Origin of the sequence: Paraburkholderia phenazinium (assembly GCF_900142845.1) — a bacterium.
Classification (GTDB): Bacteria; Pseudomonadota; Gammaproteobacteria; order Burkholderiales; family Burkholderiaceae; genus Paraburkholderia; species Paraburkholderia phenazinium_A.
Window position 1 is genome coordinate 3,347,550 of sequence record NZ_FSRU01000002.1, and the last position, 18,082, is coordinate 3,365,631.

At 63.9% G+C, this 18,082-nt stretch carries 19 protein-coding genes; 11 read left to right on the top strand and 8 right to left on the bottom strand.

The genetic code is table 11. The annotated features are described in order from the left end of the window. Positions 1–35 precede the first annotated feature (35 nt). The 11 genes from flgC to flgL all read left to right on the top strand — a co-directional run bounded on the left by flgC (position 36) and on the right by flgL (position 11,686). Positions 36–461: a flagellar basal body rod protein FlgC gene (gene flgC, locus BUS12_RS32015; RefSeq protein ID WP_074301312.1), complete on the top strand. Its 426-nt coding sequence runs from the start codon at positions 36–38 to the stop codon at positions 459–461. A 68-nt stretch (positions 462–529) separates the two neighbouring features. Then, positions 530–1,189 carry a flagellar hook assembly protein FlgD gene (locus BUS12_RS32020; RefSeq protein WP_083640766.1) on the top strand — a complete coding sequence of 220 codons (660 nt, stop codon included), beginning with the start codon at positions 530–532 and terminating at the stop codon, positions 1,187–1,189. A gap of 47 nt (positions 1,190–1,236) precedes the next feature. After that, complete coding sequence (locus BUS12_RS32025; protein WP_074301314.1) at positions 1,237–2,733, top strand: flagellar hook protein FlgE; 1,497 nt, start codon at positions 1,237–1,239, stop codon at positions 2,731–2,733. Positions 2,734–2,753: 20 nt separating this feature from the next. Continuing rightward, on the top strand, positions 2,754–3,515 hold the full coding sequence (gene flgF / locus BUS12_RS32030) for a flagellar basal-body rod protein FlgF (protein ID WP_074301315.1): 762 nt from the start codon (positions 2,754–2,756) through the stop codon (positions 3,513–3,515). A gap of 39 nt (positions 3,516–3,554) precedes the next feature. After that, positions 3,555–4,343 (top strand): flagellar basal-body rod protein FlgG, encoded by a 789-nt coding sequence (gene flgG, locus BUS12_RS32035; RefSeq protein WP_074301316.1) that lies wholly within the window; start codon positions 3,555–3,557, stop codon positions 4,341–4,343. A 32-nt stretch (positions 4,344–4,375) separates the two neighbouring features. Further along, positions 4,376–5,080, top strand: coding sequence for a flagellar basal body L-ring protein FlgH (gene flgH / locus BUS12_RS32040; protein ID WP_074301317.1), 705 nt, complete (start codon positions 4,376–4,378; stop codon positions 5,078–5,080). A gap of 2 nt (positions 5,081–5,082) precedes the next feature. Next, positions 5,083–6,252, top strand: a complete 1,170-nt coding sequence (locus BUS12_RS32045) for a flagellar basal body P-ring protein FlgI (protein WP_074301318.1) — start codon at positions 5,083–5,085, stop codon at positions 6,250–6,252. Between the two features lie 9 nt (positions 6,253–6,261). Beyond that, positions 6,262–7,188, top strand: a complete 927-nt coding sequence (flgJ, locus tag BUS12_RS32050) for a flagellar assembly peptidoglycan hydrolase FlgJ (RefSeq protein WP_074301319.1) — start codon at positions 6,262–6,264, stop codon at positions 7,186–7,188. A gap of 350 nt (positions 7,189–7,538) precedes the next feature. Continuing rightward, positions 7,539–8,294, top strand: a complete 756-nt coding sequence (locus BUS12_RS32055; protein ID WP_171991742.1) for a flagellar brake protein — start codon at positions 7,539–7,541, stop codon at positions 8,292–8,294. A gap of 135 nt (positions 8,295–8,429) precedes the next feature. Next, on the top strand, positions 8,430–10,418 hold the full coding sequence (gene flgK / locus BUS12_RS32060) for a flagellar hook-associated protein FlgK (protein ID WP_074301321.1): 1,989 nt from the start codon (positions 8,430–8,432) through the stop codon (positions 10,416–10,418). An 11-nt stretch (positions 10,419–10,429) separates the two neighbouring features. Next, a complete protein-coding gene (flgL, locus tag BUS12_RS32065; RefSeq protein ID WP_074301322.1) occupies positions 10,430–11,686 on the top strand; it encodes a flagellar hook-associated protein FlgL in 1,257 nt (418 codons plus the stop codon). Positions 11,687–11,782: 96 nt separating this feature from the next. Here the strand turns inward: flgL and fliR are convergent, their stop codons facing one another. From fliR to BUS12_RS32105, 8 genes are all read right to left on the bottom strand, one after another. Beyond that, positions 11,783–12,565 carry a flagellar biosynthetic protein FliR gene (gene fliR / locus BUS12_RS32070; RefSeq protein WP_074301323.1) on the bottom strand — a complete coding sequence of 261 codons (783 nt, stop codon included), beginning with the start codon at positions 12,563–12,565 and terminating at the stop codon, positions 11,783–11,785. Positions 12,566–12,581: 16 nt separating this feature from the next. Next, positions 12,582–12,851: a flagellar biosynthesis protein FliQ gene (gene fliQ / locus BUS12_RS32075; protein ID WP_074301324.1), complete on the bottom strand. Its 270-nt coding sequence runs from the start codon at positions 12,849–12,851 to the stop codon at positions 12,582–12,584. A 39-nt stretch (positions 12,852–12,890) separates the two neighbouring features. Further along, positions 12,891–13,757 carry a flagellar type III secretion system pore protein FliP gene (fliP, locus tag BUS12_RS32080; RefSeq protein WP_074301325.1) on the bottom strand — a complete coding sequence of 289 codons (867 nt, stop codon included), beginning with the start codon at positions 13,755–13,757 and terminating at the stop codon, positions 12,891–12,893. Next, a complete protein-coding gene (gene fliO / locus BUS12_RS32085; RefSeq protein WP_074301326.1) occupies positions 13,758–14,336 on the bottom strand; it encodes a flagellar biosynthetic protein FliO in 579 nt (192 codons plus the stop codon). Next, the gene (gene fliN / locus BUS12_RS32090) at positions 14,333–14,785 is read right to left on the bottom strand and encodes a flagellar motor switch protein FliN (RefSeq protein ID WP_074301327.1); all 453 of its coding nucleotides are present in this window, start codon (positions 14,783–14,785) and stop codon (positions 14,333–14,335) included. The genes fliO and fliN overlap by 4 nt, the downstream gene beginning before the upstream one ends. After that, the gene (fliM, locus tag BUS12_RS32095; protein WP_074301328.1) at positions 14,778–15,776 is read right to left on the bottom strand and encodes a flagellar motor switch protein FliM; all 999 of its coding nucleotides are present in this window, start codon (positions 15,774–15,776) and stop codon (positions 14,778–14,780) included. The genes fliN and fliM overlap by 8 nt, the downstream gene beginning before the upstream one ends. Positions 15,777–15,831: 55 nt before the next feature. Beyond that, positions 15,832–16,347, bottom strand: a complete 516-nt coding sequence (gene fliL / locus BUS12_RS32100; protein WP_074301329.1) for a flagellar basal body-associated protein FliL — start codon at positions 16,345–16,347, stop codon at positions 15,832–15,834. A gap of 306 nt (positions 16,348–16,653) precedes the next feature. Then, entirely contained in the window at positions 16,654–17,793 is a 1,140-nt protein-coding gene (locus BUS12_RS32105) for an IS481 family transposase (protein WP_074301330.1), read from the bottom strand. Positions 17,794–18,082: the final 289 nt, after the last annotated feature.

Consider the following 18,082-nt stretch of genomic DNA (forward strand, 5'->3'; position numbering starts at 1 on the left):
GCCGGAACCTGCCGGCAGGAGAGGTCAGAGAAGCCATGCCATCCCTGATGAATATATTCACTGTCGCCGGTTCGGCCATGTCGGCCGAATCGCAGCGGCTCAACGTGACGGCGTCGAACCTGGCGAACGCCGACAGTACGACAGGCCCCGACGGCAAGCCGTATAAGGCCAAGCAGGTCGTGTTCGCGGTCAACCCGCTCGGCGGTGCGCGCTCCGCGTCCGGCCAGCAGGTGGGCGGCGTGCAGGTGACCGGCGTGGTGGACGATCCGACGCCGATGAAGCAGACCTACGACCCGGGCAACCCCGCGGCCGACGCGAACGGCTACGTCACGATGCCGAACGTCGACCCGGTGGAAGAAATGGTCAACATGATCTCGGCGTCGCGCGCGTACCAGGCGAACGTCGAAACCCTGAACACGGCAAAGCAGTTGATGCTGAAAACTCTCACGATCGGAACCTGAGGAGTACTTCCTTGACCACCACAATCGGCAACAGCGGGACGACGGTCTCGCAGACGCTGCTCGATACGATGAACGGCACCAACTCGGCGACCAGCGCGTCGAGCAGCACGGCGTCCAGTTCAGCGAACGCGGGTTCGTCGCTACAGAACACCTTTTTGCAACTGCTCGTCACGCAGTTGCAGAACCAGGATCCGACCAACCCGATGGACAGCTCGCAGATGACCTCGCAGCTCGCGCAGATCAATACGGTCACGGGCATCAGCCAGTTGAACACGTCGCTGACGTCGCTGGCGACGCAGCTCAACGCGGGCCAGACCTCGCAGGCCGCGCTGCTGATCGGTTCGAGCGTGCTCGCCCCGGGCAATTCGATCACGGTGGCAAGCGGCAAGACCAACGCGTTCGGCGTGCAACTGGCCGCCGCTGCGTCCGACATGAAGATCAACGTCGTCAACTCGGCAGGCCAGATCGTCAACACGATCGATCTGGGCGCGCAGCCGGCGGGCACCGTGCCGGTTTCCTGGACGCCGGTCGACTCGACGGGCGCCGCGCTGCCGGCAGGGACTTACACGATCACCGCGACCGGCACCGTGAACGGCGCCGCGGGCACGGCCACCACGCTGACCCCGGGCACGGTGGAGAGCGTCGTGCAAGGGACCGGCGGTGCACCGAGCCTCGTGCTGTCGAACGGCAATACGGTTGCCCTGACCTCGGTCGCGGCAGTCCTCTAAGCAATCAGTTCAACCGAATTTAGACATTTCCCGGAACGGAGACCGTCATGGGTTATCAGCAAGGTTTGAGCGGCCTGTCGGCTGCATCGAGTGATCTCGACGTGATTGGCAACAACATCGCCAACGCGGACACGATCGGTTTCAAGAGCGGCACTGCCGTGTTCGCCGATATGTACGCGAACTCGGTCGCCACGGCCGTCAACAACCAGATCGGTATCGGTACGCAGCTCGCGGCCGTGCAGCAGCAGTTCTCGCAGGGCACCATCAACACAACCGGGCAGGCACTGGACGTCGCCATCAACGGCAACGGTTTCTTCCAGATGTCGAACAACGGTGCGCTCACGTATTCGCGTAACGGTGTGTTCCAGCTGAACAACGCCGGCCAGATCGTGAATTCGCAGGGCTTGCAGCTGATGGGTTATGCCGCGAGCTCCACCGGCATCATCAACAGCGCGCAAACCGTGCCGCTGACCGTGCCGACGACGAACATCGCGCCGACCGCGACCACCTCGATCACCGGCCAGTTCAACCTGGACGCGCAGGCTGCGGCCACCGTCGGGACCTTCGCGACCACTGCCACGGGAAATACCGGCACGCTCGCGAACGGCGCCGTGACCGTCACGACCGCGGGAGCTGCCTCGAACACCGACAGCTACACGATCAACTTTACGAGCGCGACCGCGTACACGGTAACGGACAACACCAATCCGGCCAACGACAGCACCGGCACCTACACGGCCGGCACGCCGATTACGCTGGGCACCGGCATGCAAGTGACCTTCAGCGGTACTCCCGCGAACGGCGACTCGGCGACGGTCCAGACCACCGCCTTCAACCAGAACACCTCGACCACCTACAACTATCCGACGTCCATCCAGGCCTACGACTCGCTCGGCGGCTCGCAGACGGTGGATATGTACTTCGCGAAGACGAGCGCGGGTAACTGGAACGTTTATGCAGGTGTCGCAGGCGGCACCGCGAGCCTGATCGGCACCGCGACGTTCAACAGCAACGGCGCGCTGACCGGCGTGACGAGCATCACGCCGTCGAACGCGTCGGACACGCTGGCGTTCTCGATTCCGAACACCGACGGCTCCGGCACGCCGCAGACGCTCACGCTGAATCTGACCGGCACGACGCAGTTCGGCAGCGCCAACGGCACCAACAACCTGCAGCAAAACGGCTTCGCGGCCGGGCAGTTGTCGAATTTCACGGTCGGCACCAACGGTATCCTGACCGGCAACTATACGAACGGCCAGACCGCCGACCTCGGCCAGATCGTGCTTGCCAACTTCAACGACCCGAACGGCCTCGTCGACCTCGGCAATAACGAATACGAGCAGACCGCGGCATCGGGTGCGGCGCAGATCTCCACCCCGGGCAGCACGAACCACGGCACGCTGCAAGGCGGCGCGGTGGAAGAGTCGAACACGGACCTGACCAACGAACTGGTCAACCTGATCACCGCGCAGCGCAACTACCAGGCGAATGCGCAGACGATCAAGACGCAGCAGACCGTCGACCAGACGCTGATCAACCTGTAAGCGTCTGAGGAGCCGAACGAATGACCGACCGTCTGATTTATACCGCGATGTCGGGCGCCACCCAGGCGCTCGAGCAGCAAGCCATTGTCGCGAACAATCTCGCGAACACCTCGACCACCGGGTTTCGTGCCCAGCTCGAGACGTTTCGCGCGGTACCGATGTCGTTCGGCGACGGCAGTTCAGTCAACGACCAGACCACGCGTACGTTCGTGCTCTCGTCGACCCCGGGCGCCGATGAGACGCCCGGACCGATCCAGCAGACCGGCAATCCGCTCGACGTCGCCGTGCAGGGCGACGGCTGGCTCGCTGTGCAGACGGCGGACGGCAGCGAGGCTTACACGCGCGCCGGCAATCTGCATATCGACCAGAACGGGCAACTGGTGAACGCGACCAATCTGCCGGTGCTCGGCACCGGCGGCCCGGTCTCGGTGCCGCCGGGTGCGCAGATCACCATCGGCAAGGACGGCACGATCTCCGCGCTGGCTCCGGGCGATCCGGCTTCGGCGATCGCGGTGGTCGATCAGCTGAAGATGGTGAAGCCGGCGGCGGGCACGCTCACGCGCAGCGACGACGGCATGTTTCGCACCGCCGACGGCAACCCGCTCGACGCCGATCCGAGCGTGACGCTCGCACCCGAATCGCTGGAAGGCAGCAATGTGAATCCGGTGAACGCCATGGTCTCGATGATCACCAATGCGCGGCAATTCCAGATGCAGACCAAGATGATCGAGAACGCCGATCAGAACGACCAGACCGCCAACCAGTTGCTCAGCTTCAGCTAACGGGACCGACGCGCGCGTCGACCCAGGAGAACACATACTGTGAACCGCTCACTCTATATCGCTGCGACCGGCATGAACGCGCAGCAGTCCCAGATGGACGTCATCTCGAACAACCTGGCCAACGTCAGCACGAACGGTTTCAAGGGTTCGCGCGCGGTGTTCGAAGACCTGCTGTATCAGACGGTGCGCCAGCCGGGCGCCGACTCGACCCAGCAGACCCAGGTGCCGTCGGGCATCCAGCTCGGCACCGGGGTGCAACAGGTCGCCACGGAGCGTCTGTACACCCAGGGCAACCTGCAGCAAACCGGCAACTCGAAGGACGTGGCGATCAACGGCAACGGTTTCTTCCAGGTGCAGATGCCGGACGGCACGACCTCCTATACGCGTGACGGTTCGTTCCAGACCAATGCGCAGGGCCAACTGGTGACGTCGAGCGGCTATCCGGTGATTCCGTCGATCACGGTGCCGGTGAACGCCACCTCGCTCACCATCGGCAGCGACGGCGCGGTGTCGATCACCCAGGCCAATTCGACCAACTCCACGCAGATCGGCTCGCTGCAACTGGCGACCTTCATCAACCCGGCCGGTCTCGACGCGCAAGGTGAAAACCTGTTCGCGGAAACCAGCTCGTCGGGTACGCCGAACGTCTCCGCACCGGGCGCGAACGGTACGGGTTCGCTGCAACAGGGCTACGTCGAAACCTCGAACGTGAACGTCGTGCAGGAACTGGTCAACATGATCCAGACCCAGCGCGCGTACGAAATCAACAGCAAGGCCGTAACCACGTCCGATCAGATGTTGCAGACCCTGTCGCAGATGCAGGTTTAAGGGTTCGGGACTACAGGCGGTAGGTAAACACGATGTCGCAATTCAATCTCAATCCGGTGCTGGGCGACGCGCGCGATGCGCTCGTCGCCACGGCCAGCGTGCTCGCTCTGGCGCTGGGCGGTTGCGCGCAGATTCCCAAGCAGCCGATCGTGCAGCAGCCGATGACGGCCGTGCCGCCGACGCCGCCGCACGCGCAGTCGCCGGGCTCGATCTTCAATCCGGGCTACGCGGGCCGGCCGCTGTTCGAAGACCAGCGGCCGCGGAATATCGGCGACATCCTGACTATCGTGATTCAGGAAAACATCAACGCAACCAAGTCGTCGGGGGCCAACACCAACCGCTCTTCGGCCACCTCGTTCTCCACCACGAGCGCCGGCTTTCTCAGCGGTCTGTTCGGCAAGGCCAACCTCAACTCGCAGGGCGCCAACCAGTTCCAGGGGACCGGCGGCGCGAACGCTTCCAACACGTTCAACGGCGTGATCACGGTCACGGTGACCAACGTGCTGCCTAACGGCAACCTCGTGGTGAGCGGCGAAAAGCAGATGCTCATCAACCAGGGCAACGAGTTCGTGCGTTTCTCCGGCGTGGTCAACCCGAACACGATCTCCGGCCTGAATGCGGTGTACTCGACCCAGGTGGCCGACGCCAAGATCGAATACTCGGCGAAGGGCTATATCGACGAGGCTGAAACCATGGGTTGGCTACAACGCTTCTTCCTCAACGTTGCGCCGTGGTGATCATGAGACTGCTCTCTTTCCGCCATTTCAGCCGCGCCTGCCTCGTGTTCGCGCTCGCCTGCGGGGCCCTGCCGCCCGTCACGCCGGCCGCTCACGCGGAACGGCTGAAGGATCTGGTCGCCATTCAGGGTGTGCGGGACAACCCGCTGATCGGCTATGGCCTCGTCGTCGGTCTCGACGGCACGGGCGACCAGACCACCCAGACCCCGTTCACGACGCAAACGCTCGCGAACATGCTCGCGAACCTCGGCATCTCGATCAACAACCAGTCGGCGGGTTCGTCGAACAGCAGCACCTCGGCGCTGACCAGCATCCAGTTGAAGAACGTCGCGGCCGTGATGGTGACGGCGGTTCTGCCGCCGTTCGCCCGGCCGGGCGAGGCGATCGACGTCACCGTGTCGTCGCTCGGTAACGCCAAGAGCCTGCGCGGCGGCACGCTGCTGCTCACGCCGATGAAGGGCGCCGACGGCTCCGTCTACGCACTCGCCCAGGGCAACATGGCAGTGGGCGGCGCAGGCGCCAGCGCGAACGGCAGCCGCGTGCAGGTGAACCAGCTCGCGGCGGGCCGCATCGCCGCCGGCGCCATTGTCGAACGCGCGGTGCAGACCAGCATCACGCAGGACGGCACGATGCAGCTCGAACTGAACGACATGGACTACGACACGAACCAGCGCATCGTGTCGGCGGTCAACAACGCCTTCGGCTCGGGGACGGCCACGCCGCTCGACGGCCGCACGATCCAGTTGCGCGCGCCGGCCGATCCGGCCCAGCAGGTTTCGTTCATGGCGCAGCTCGAGGATCTCGACGTGAAGCCGGCGCAAGGCGCGGCGAAGGTCGTGCTGAATGCGCGCACCGGCTCGATCGTGATGAACCAGATGGTGACGCTCGAGAACTGCGCGGTCGCGCACGGCAATCTCTCGGTGGTGGTCAATACGCAGCCGGTGGTGAGCCAGCCGGGCGCGTTCTCGAACGGCCGCACTGTGGTGGCCCAGCAGTCCCAGATCCAGTTGAAGCAAGACGACGGCGCGATGAAATACGTCAAGGCCGGCGCCAATCTGGCCGACGTCGTGAAGGCGCTCAACGCGCTCGGCGCGACGCCCGCCGATCTGATGTCGATCCTGCAGGCGATGAAGGCAGCAGGAGCCTTGCGCGCCGAACTTGAAATCATCTAAGGAACCGCGATGACTACCGATCCCACTTCAGGCCCGAACGATCTGACCCAGCGCTTTGCGCTGGACGTCCAGGGATTCGACAGCCTGCGTGCCAAGGTTGCCGCGTCGCCGCAGCAAGGCGTGAAGATGGCCGCCAAGCAGTTCGATGCGAGCTTCATCACGATGATGCTGAAAAGCATGCGCGATGCGACGCCGCAGGACGGCCCGCTCGATTCGCGCGACGGCGCGCAGTTCACCTCGATGATGGACGAGCAGATGGCGCAGCAGATGTCGTCCAAGGGCATCGGCGTGGCCGATGCCATGCTCAAGCAGTTGATGAACAACGCCGGCATGCAGAGCGGCTCGGCCGGCGGCAGCGGCGACGCCGCGCTGGACGCGCTCGCGAAGGCCTACGGCAATTCGCAGGCGAACGGCTCGCTCGCCAACGGCGTCGGCTATTCGCGCAACAGCGCGTTGACGCCGCCGTTGCGCGGCGACGGCACGACCAACGTGGACGCGTTCGTCGACAAGCTGGCGGCCTCCGCTCAGGCGGCGAGCGAAACCACCGGCGTGCCGGCGCGTTTCATCATCGGCCAGGCGGCGCTCGAATCGGGCTGGGGCAAGCGCGAGATCATGAAGGCGAACGGCGAGACCAGCCACAACGTGTTCGGCATCAAGGCGAGCAAGGACTGGACCGGCAAGACCGTGTCGACGGTGACCACCGAGTACCGCAACGGCCAGCCGCAGCGGGTGGTCGAAAAATTCCGCGCTTACGACTCGTACGACGAGGCGATGGCCGATTATGCGCAACTGCTGAAGAACAACCCGCGCTACGCCCAAGTGCTGAACGGCTCGCACGACGCGGCGGGCTTTGCGATCGGCATGCAGCGGGCGGGCTACGCCACCGATCCGCATTACGCGAAAAAGCTGATGTCGATCATGGAACGGATGAGCTGAGCGGCCTGGACGGGCCGGCAAGACGAAAAGCAGGCGACGGGGCCATGTCGCACAACAAGACGGTGGGGCCGGCCGGCACGCGTGCGTGCCGCCGGCCGAGCCGCACAGATGGGTGGGTATTGCAGGGTTGATGCGGGATGGGTGAAGGGTCGAGAACGGAGTGGAACGTGACCGGTTTAACGTTTGCGCCAAATATTTCCCTCGGTTACCCTAAACTTTGGGTCCAGACTGCCGCTATTCAGTCAGACCTTAATACCGGGGTAACGTTTTTCCCGGTCAACGCGCGTGTCACGGGCCCCGGCACTGGACCTCGGGCACGGGCCCGTAAGAACATGCATACCGGCAAGCCCATGGATACCACTGAGACGAACGGCCAGACGGACGGCTCTTCTGAAACCGGCAACGACTTCGGTCGCCGCAATCCGCTCGAGATCGGTGTCCAGTTGCGCAATCTCGTCAACCGCGGCGATTTCCTCACCGCGCAGTACAAGGGAGGCCAACTTGTCACCCGGATTCTCGACGTCGACGTGCGCGAGCGCACGTTCACTTTCGACTGGGGCGCGCTCGCCGAGCAGAATCGCGGCCTGATCGCTGCGCCCCGCTGTGTGTTTCACGCCCAGCCCGAAGGCGTGCGCGTCGAATTCGTCACCGGCACGCCGCGCGAGACCACCTTCGAGGGCCGGCCCGCGTTCGAAGCCGACTTCCCCGACGTGCTCTTCTACGTGCAGCGCCGCGAGTTTTTCCGCGTCGACGCGCCGGTACTCAACCCCTACCTGTGTACGGGGCAGTTGCCTGACGGCGAGGGATTCCGTTTCGAAGTGCACGACCTGTCGCTGGGCGGCGTGGGCATGCGCACCACCGACGTCCGCGTGGTCGATCTGCCGATGGGCTGCGTGCTCGACGATTGCGAACTGAGCCTCGGCGCGCCGGGCAAGCTCGCGGTGGATCTGCAACTCGTGTCGTTCCGCGCCATCGACCTGCCGAACGGCACCCAGCGTTACCAGCTCGGCATGCGTTTCGTGGCGCTGCCCGGCAATGCCGAGAACACCTTGCAACGGCTGATTACCCAGCTTGAAATGAAGCGTCGCTCGCTGGTGCGAACCTGATTGCGGCGCGTGTCGCGGCAATACTGCGGCGTGCGTTTAAATCCGGGTTGCCCCCTCAATTTTGTCGCCAGTGCGCCGATATACAGAGAGTCTTGGCAACTCGGTGGGCGCGTTGCCAGCCCTTCAGGATGACGCATGTCCAGCAACCTAATCAATATCGGTCTCAGTGGACTTAACGCAGCCCAGTGGGGGCTGAATACGACCAGTGAGAACATCAGCAATTCGGCGACGCCCGGCTATGACGTCGAGAGTCCCGTCTATGCGGAAGCCTCGGGTCAGTACACCGGCTCGGGCTATCTGCCGCAAGGCGTGAACACCACAACGGTTCAGCGCGCCTACAGCCAGTATCTGACGACCGAGCTGAACAACGCCCAGTCGCAAAGCGGCTCGCTTTCCACCAACTACACGATGCTCGCGCAGTTGAACAACCTGGTCGGCAGTCCGACCTCGGGGATTTCAACCGCGATCACCAGCTACTTCACCGGCCTGCAGACGGTGTCGAGCAACGCCTCGAATCTGGCGACGCGCCAGACCGCCGTGAGCGATGCGCAGACGCTGGCCACCGAGTTGAATACGGTGGGCTCGCAGTACGCGCAGCTCGGCCAGAGCGTGAATACGCAGCTGGCTTCCACGGTGGCCCAGATCAACACGTACACCACGCAGATCGCGTCGCTGAACCAGCAGATCAACGCCGCCAGTTCGCAGGGCCAGCCGCCTAACCAGTTGCTCGACCAGCGCGACCAGGCGATTTCCAGCCTGTCGTCGCTCGTCGGCGTGCAGGTGGTGTCGAACTCGACCGGGGACAGCGTGTTCCTGCCCAGCGGCCAGACGCTCGTGTCGGGCACGACCAGCTACAACCTCGGTACGGCGCCGTCGCCGGCGAACTCCGCGGAGATGTCGGTGACCTATCTGGGCGCAGCGGGCACCACGCCGACTGCCGCCACCACGCAATATCTGTCCGACAGCACCATGCAGAGCGTGGGCGGCTCGCTCGGCGGCCTGGTCACGTTCCGCTCGCAATCGCTCGATCCGGCAGAGGCCCAACTGGGCGCGATCGCGACCAGCTTTGCCGCGCAGGTCAACAACCAGAACGAACTGGGTCTCACGTTGTCCGGCAGCACCGGCGGCGCGCTCTTTTCGGTGGCGCCGCCGGCGGCCAACGCCAACGCGAATAACACGGGCACGGCCGCGCTGAGCGTGTCGTTCGTCAACGCCACGCAGCCCACCACCAGCAATTACACGCTGTCGTATAACGGCTCGACCTACACGCTGACGGACAACCAGAGCGGCGACGTGGTGGGATCGGCCAGCAACCTGTCGGCGCCGATCGACGGCCTGAATTTTTCGATGACCGGCACGATGAACGCGGGCGACTCGTTCAACGTATCGCCGACGAGCGGCGCCCTGACCAGCTTCGCGCTCACGACGACCCGCGGCTCGGCGATCGCCGCGGCCTCGCCGGTGCTGGCGACGGCCAGTTCGGCGAATAGCGGCACGGCGACGATTACGGAGGGCACGGTTTCGGCCGGTTATTCGCTGCCTGCGACGACGACCACGCTCACCTACAACTCCACCTCGGGTGGCCTGACCGGCTTCCCGGTCGGCTCGGTCGTGACGATCAACGGCACCAGCACGCCGATTACGACGGCCACGACGGTCGTGCCGTATTCGCCGGCCAGCGGCGCCACGATGACGATCAACACGACGCCGGCCACCGCCGGCTCGATGAACGGCATTACCGTGACGTTGAGCGGCACGCCGGCGAACAACGACACCTTCACGATTGCGGCGAATACCGGCGCGCAGAGCGACGGCCGCAATGCGACGCTGATGTCGAACATCGTCAGCGCCCAGACGTTGAACGGCGGCACCACGACGCTGACGACGGCGTACGCGAACTACGTGAACACGGTGGGTAACACCACCAATTCGGTCAATGCATCGAACACGACCCAGACCGCGCTTGTGACGCAGATCACGTCGGCGCAGCAGTCGGTCTCGGGCGTGAACGTCAACGAAGAAGCAGCGAACCTGTTGCAGTACCAGCAACTGTACCAGGCCAACAGCAAGGTCATTCAGACCGCTGACACGCTGTTCCAGACCATTCTCGGCATATTCTCTTGAGGCGTTGAGCGATGCGCATCTCTACTAGCCAGTATCTCAGCATGAATGTCCAGAGCATGGACAATCAGCAAAGCGAACTGTCCCAGTTGTACGGCGAAATCTCGAGCGGCACGAACCTGACCACGCCGGCGGACAATCCGCTGGGCGCGGCCCAGGCGGTGCAGTTGAGCATGCAGGGCGCGACCCTGTCGCAGTACTCGACCAACCAGAGCTCGGCGCTGACTGCACTGGGCTCGGAAGATTCGACGCTCTCGAGCGTGACCCAGGCGCTGCAAAGCGTGAACACGCAGTTGCTGAGCGCGGGCGACGCCACGCTCAACGATACGAACCGCAGCGCCATCGCGGCCACGCTGCAGCAGTTGAACACCACCTTGATGACGCTCGCCAACACCAAGTCGCCCTCGGGCGGCTACCTGTTCGGCGGGTTTCAGTCGGCCTCGCAACCGTTCACGCAGAATTCGGCCGGCACGGTGGTCTACAACGGCGACAACGGCATTTCGAGCACCGAGATCTCCAGCACGACCTCGATCGCGACCGGCGATAGCGGCGCGGCGGTGTTCATGAGCGTGACGCCGGAAACGGCCAGCCCGGTCGCCTACGCGGCGGCGGGCAATACCGGCACGGCGATCGTCGGCGCGGTCAGCACCACCAATGCGGTGGCCTCGGCGAGCGGCGACACGTATGGGATTACGTTTAGCGTGACGGGCACACCTGCCGTCACGACCTATACCGTGTCGGACACCAACAGCGCGGGGACGACGACGTCCGCGGCGCAGCCTTTCACGGCGGGTTCGGCGATCACGCTGGGCACGAGCGGCCAGAGCGTGACGGTGACCGGCGTGCCGGCCAATGGCGATGCCTTTACTGTGCAGCCGGCGACCCAGGTACCGGCTTCGCAAGGCGGCACTAACATCTTCTCGACGATCCAGAACATGATCACCGCATTGCAGACCCCGGCCGACACGCCGACGACTGCAGCGGCGCTGACCAATACGCTGAACGTGGGGCTGACGCAGGTCCAGAACGCGCTGTCCAACATCACGACGGTGCAGGCGACGGTCGGTGGACGCGAGCAGCAGCTTCAGGCGATGCAGACGGTGAACCAGAGCGAGTCGCTGCAGAACACGAACTCGCTGGCCGATCTGACCTCGATCGACTTGCCCTCGACCATCAGCAAGTACACGCAAACGCAGTACTCGCTGCAGGCGTCGCAGGAGGCGTTCGTGCAGGTCCAGCAGATGTCGCTGTTCCAGTATCTGAATCAGTAAGCGAAGGGTTTGGCAGGTGAGGCGGGAGGCGCTGCGGCGGCCTCCCGTTTTTTATTGGCGCGCGGCGAATGCGAAGGTCGGATGCCGGCTCGGCGGCTAATGCAAGCCCACCGCAACCCGTCCCATCTGCTCGATCCCGTTATCGAACAGCCGCGAGAAAAACGGAATCATATTCGGCACCATCAACTGCAACAGCAGCATGCCGACCAGCATCGTCAGCGGAAAGCCGATCTGGAACACGCCGATCTGCGGCGCCGCGCGGTTGAGAATGCCGAGCGCGAGGTTGGCGATCAGCAGCGCGGCGACTACCGGCAACGCGAGCAGCAACCCCATCGAAAAGATCGTTCCGCCCCACATCGCGAGCGAGCGCCAGCCTGCCGCGCCGAGCAGGTCGCTCGAGATCGGCAGCGACTGAAACGTGGCGATCAGCGCGCTCAGCATCTGCAGGTGGCCGTCGAGCACGAGGAACACCAGCATGCCGAACACGTTCATGTAGCTCGACAGCACCGCGCTCGAACCGCTCGCCTGCTGATCGAAGAAGGTCGCAAAGCCGAGACCCATGCCCAGCCCGACGAATTCACCGGTCGCCTGGATCGCGGTGAAGACGATCTGCATGGTGAGGCCGAGCGCGGCGCCGATCAGGAACTGGTTCACGATGATCCACACGCCCATCGCCGAAAAGACCGTGACTTGCGGCAGGGGCCCAAGCGTCGGCGCGACGATGATCGTGATGAACGAGGAAAGACCGATTTTCACCGGCGTCGACACCGACGCATTGCCGAACACCGGCCCGGTGCCCACCAGCGCCAGAATCCGCACGAGCGGCCACAGAAACGCGGCCATCCACGTGTTCAGTTGCGCATAGGTGACGGAAAACATGACGGGGGCGCGACGCTCAGTTGGTGAGCGTGGGGATGTTGGTCAGCATCTGACGCAGATAGTCGAGCATTGTCGACAGCATCCACGGGCCGGCAATCACGAGCGTGATGGCGATCGCCAGCAGCTTCGGGATGAACGACAGCGTCGTCTCGTTGATCTGCGTGGCGGCCTGAAACAGACTCACCATCAGACCGACGACGAGCGCCACAAGCAACAGCGGTGCGGCAAGCAGCACGGCGACGTACATCGCCTGATGCGCCAGCGCCATGACTGATTCGGGTGTCATGATGAATGGGCCGGAAGCGGTGAGGGTTAGTGAGTACGACTAGGTGAAGCTCTGCGCGAGCGAGCCGATCAGCAACTGCCAGCCGTCGACGAGCACGAACAGCATCAGCTTGAACGGCAGCGAGATCGTCGCGGGCGACACCATCATCATCCCCATCGACATCAGCACGCTCGCCACCACCATGTCGATGATCAGGAACGGAATGAAGATGGTAAAGCCGATCTGAAAGCCGGTCTTCAGTTCGCTCGTCACGAAGGCCGGCACCAGCAGCGGCAGCGGCACGTCTTCGGGGCCCTGCATCGGCGGCGCATGCGAGATGCGGGCGAACAGCGCGAGATCGGTTTCGCGGGTCTGCCGCAGCATGAACGTCTTGAACGGCGCGAGGCCGCGCGTGACCGCCTGCTCCATCGGCATCGAGCCGTCGGAGAAGGGCTTGTAGCCGTCGTTGTAGGCCTTGTCCAGCACCGGCGACATGATGAACAGCGTGAGGAACAAGGCCAGCCCCACCAGCACCTGGTTCGGCGGCGTGGTGGTGGTGCCGAGCGCCTGGCGCAGCAGCGACAGCACGATGATGATGCGCGTGAAGCTCGTCATCATCAGCACCATCGCCGGCAGGAACGACAGCATCGTGAGCAGCAGCATCGTCTGCACGCTCAGCGAATACGTCGTGCCGCCGTTCGGTCCGGGACTCGTGTTGAAGGCGGGCAGGCCGGCTGTCTGCGCAAACGACAACGACGGCAGCGCCATCAGCGTCGCAGTGAGCACGACCGGTAAAGCCGGCAGTGCCAGGCTTGCGAGGCGCCGCAGCGTGCCGGCGGATCTGGCGAGGAGACTGCGCCGGCGGGTGACGGCGACACGGCTCGAGGGCGCGTGCTCGCGGCGCGCTGGTGGATGACTGAACTGCATTTACTGATCCCTGCCGTCTGGCCGGTTGAAACGTTTGCCCACTTCGCCTTTTAGCGCTTCGCGAAAGCGCTGTCCGAAGGTGCCCGGCAGCGCGCTGCCTGAGCCGCCGTTGCCCGTCGCACTGTCGGGCGACAGCGCTGCTCCGGACAGTCCCACACCGGTTGCCGAACCGGCGGGCATGGTGTGCAGCAGACGGACATTGCCGGGTGCCGCGCCGAGTACGAGCCAGGTATCGCCGATCTCGACGACGGCGACGCGCTCCTTGCCGCCGAGCGACGCGCCGCCGATGGTCTTCACGAGACCGCCGCGGCTGCCCGGTTGCAGGCCGAAGCGGCGGGCGAGCCAGGCGCAGGCGAACACCAGGCCGATCACGACCAGCAGGCCGAAGATGGTTTGCAGCACCGCGCCGACACCCAGCGAAGGCACCGCGGAACCGGCGCCCACAGTGGAAGCGATCGGCGCGGGATGATTGACCGCATTCATGTCGGCTGCGGCGGCGCTTAGCGAAGGGAGGGCCAGCAGCGCGGTCAGCAGGACCCGCCCACTCACGCTCGCCATGCGCCCGGCAAGGCGTTTCATCGATTCAGCTTCCGGATCCGCTCGGACGGCGTGATGATGTCGGTGAGGCGGATACCGAACTTGTCGTTGACCACCACGACTTCACCCTGCGCGATCAGACAGCCGTTGACCAGCACGTCCATCGGCTCGCCGGCGAGGCCGTCGAGTTCCACCACCGAACCTTGCGCGAGTTGCAGCAGGTTGCGGATGGCAATCTTGGTGCGGCCGAGCTCGACAGTCATCTGGACCGGAATGTCCAGGATCATGTCGATGTCGTTGCGCGTCGTGTTCGGTTCGACCTTCGAGAGCGGCTGGAACACACCGGCGGTCGTCGCGTTGACGGCGCTGTTGTCGTTCTGCTCGGCGAGGGCGCTGGCCCAGTCGTCGAGCGAAGCCTCGTCCGCGTCCGCGCCGGGCAGTTGCGGCTCTGCCGGCAGTTCCTTCTCCGGCGTTGCATTCAGCTCAGTCATATCCACCTTCCTTCATCGTGTCCGCTGCGCTGATCATTTTCTGAACTCGCAACGAATATTGACCATTGAAAATACCGTAGCCGCATTCCATCACCGGCACGCCATCCACCTTCGCGGTGATGTGTTCGGGGATGTTGATGGGCAGCACATCGCCTTTGCGCATGTTCAGAATCTGTTCGAACGTGATCGGGATCTGCGCGAGATCGGCGGTCAGTTCGACTTCCGCGGCCTGCACCTGCTGCGACAGCACGCGGACCCAACGGCGATCGACGTCGATCGCTTCGCCCTGGATCGGCGACGACAGGATGTCGCGGATCGGTTCAATCATCGAGTAGGGCATGCAGATATGCAGCGTGCCGCCGGTGGTGCCGAACTCGATTGAGAACTGCGTGACGATGACAATTTCGTTCGGCGTCGCGACGTTGGCGAACTGCGTGTGCATTTCCGAGCGCACGAACTCGAACTGCAGCGGGCGAACGCTCTTCCACGAGTTCGAGTAGTGCTCGAACACGAGGTTGAGCAGCTTGCTGATGATGCGCTGTTCGGTGGCCGTGAAATCGCGGCCTTCGACGCGGGTATGGAAACGCCCGTCGCCGCCGAACAGGTTGTCGACCACGAAGAACACCAGGTTCGGATCGAACACGAACAGGGAGGTGCCGCGCAACGGCTTCACGTGGACCAGGTTCAGGTTGGTCGGGATCGGCAGGTTGCGGGTGAACTCGCTGTACTTCTGCACCTTCACCGGGCCGACGGAAATTTCCGCGGTGCGCCGCATGAAGTTGAAGATGCCGACGCGCAACAGACGGGCGAAGCGGTCGTTGATGATTTCGAGGCCGGGCATCCGGCCGCGGACGATGCGTTCCTGCGTGGCGATGTTGTACGGCCGGACACCGGAGCGATCTGACTGCTCCGCTTCCGAGTCGGACTCGCCGGTTACGCCCTTGAGGAGTGCATCGACCTCCTCCTGGGACATGAACTCTTCGTGGCCCATTCCTATTCCTCGTGCGTCCCTTGGCGGTTGATGATGGCAGCAGCGTTACGCGGCGTCACTGCACGACGAATTCGGTGAACAGCACGTCTTCGACATTGACGGGCGCGGCGCCTTTATCGGTCGGCTGTTCGATCAGCGTCTTGAGTTCGGCGGCGAGCGCGCGCTTGCCGTCGAGGGGCGCGAGATCGTCCGGGTGTTTGTTCGACAGCGCGAGCAGGACGCGGCTGCGGATTTCCGGCATGTGGTCGGTGAGCTGTTGCTGGACCTTGGGGTCGTTGAGCTTGAGCGTGAGACCGATGCGCAGATAGTGTTGCTGGCCGTCGTCGGATTGGAGGTTGACGGTCATGGGTTCGAGCGGGAAGAACACCGGGATCGCGAGCGGCGCGGCGGCGGCCGCGGCGGACTGAGCCGGGGCGGGGGCGGGTTCGCGGCGGGACATGAAGAACCATGTGCCTGCGGCGGCTGCGCCTGCGGCGATCAGCGCGATCAGCACGATCAGGATGATGCGCTTCATCGGGCCTGGAGCGGCCGGCTGAACGGTTGCTTGCTGGTTTGCGGTCGTCGATGCCATGGGTGCTTGGTTGCCTCAGTGCTGGTAGGGTGAATTGTTGTTCACTTGCGCGTGGCGCGATGGGTCGAAAAGAAGGGGGTTTGGGGGGTATCTCTAGTCTTTGATGTTTTTTCGTTTGTCTGGATGTTGGGGCTTTTTTTTGCCTGCGGCGCTTTGGTGGTTTGCTTATGGGGTTGGCCTTTCCTTGATTTCTTAGTGGTCTATTGGCGTCGCCCCTGTGCGGGGCGGCACTTACTTTCTTTGCCGCCGTGTACAGACTGGAGACATGGTTGACACATGTACGAGGACATCGTTGACACATCATGGTCAGCGTTTTGCTCCTCCGAGGTCAAGTTTTGCAACGCGATGATGGGCAAACCAGAACTCGATAACGCCGTCTTCGTCGGGTTTCGGACGTGCGGCGACCGGCAGGCCTTTAAGCGCGATTGACAGGCGCACAGCCTCCCCGCGGAAGCGGACCAGACCGTTTGAGTTGACCCGCAGGACCTCGTCGTGTGGACCGTATTGCGGCTCCGGCAAATGATCAGGCATCGTCCGTAGGCTGGGCCGGTAACGCGTGAGCGGTGTCGCCAGGTCAAGGGCTTCATGCGGGCGCTCGGTGTTGTACACACTGCGCCAGCGCTCCAGTTCCTGCTGCACGTGTGCGTGGGTGGTGAACGTGTAGCGCTGCAGCACCTCGGCCTTCAGCGAGCGGTGAAACCGTTCGTCCTTGCCGTTGGTCTGCGGATGATAGGGACGGCTGTAACTCACCCGTATGCCCAGCCTGATCATCCATACAGCGAGCTCGGTCACCTGTCCCGGCGCGCTGGGAGAGCCCCACGGCGCACCGTTGTCGACATTGATGCGTGCGGGTAGTCCATAGCACCGGAATGCCCTGTCCAGTTCGGCCTGCACGACCTGCGTGGTGGTGCGTGCGCAGGCGGCCAGCACGATGTTAAAGCGCGAATGATCGTCCAGCACCGTGAGCGGATAGCAGCGGCCTCCTTCGAGCGTCGGGAAATCGCCCTTGAAGTCCATCTGCCAGAGTGCATTCGGATGCTCGTGCTCGAAGCGCTGCCAGGGCTCGCGCTGCGCGGATTCGCGCGGATCGATCAAACCATGACGCCGGAGGATTTCCGTTACCGTGGCGGGCGCTGGAACGTCGGCAAAGCCCATGTCCTGCAGCCGTCGGGCGATCTTGCGCCCACCCCAGCCGTGCGCCTGACGCAAGGCGATCACGGCCTGGGCGACCTGATCCGATGAGCGGGCGGGGCTGCAATGCGGGCGACGGGAACGGTCGGCCAGACCGTCCTCGCCTTGCGTCTTGTGGCGTTCAAGCCATTTGTAGCCGGTCTGGCGGCTGATGTTGAAGCGCCGGCACAACTCGCTGAAAGGCACTGTCTGCACAGCGGCCAGACAAACGAATTCCTGTCTGAGACTCATGGTGTCTTTTACGTTCCAGGGCATGGATGGGTCCGGGCGTTCGATTGCCCGAAAGTGTCAACCATGTCCCCGTACACCTGTCAGCTATGTCTCCAGTCTGTACACCGCCGCAAAGAAAGTAAGCAAAGAAAGCGGGCTGCAACCGCCAGCCCGTAGTGAGCCATCTCATATGCTTCGGGAAACGGCCCAACACGAGACCCGCCCTCGCATTTCCACCGCTCGTGACAAGGCAGTCATTCGTTCCAGCGTTGCGCTACGCGCTCCGCCGTCGGGCATAACCGGGTCGTGGGCGTGGGCGTGGGCGTGTGGGTGC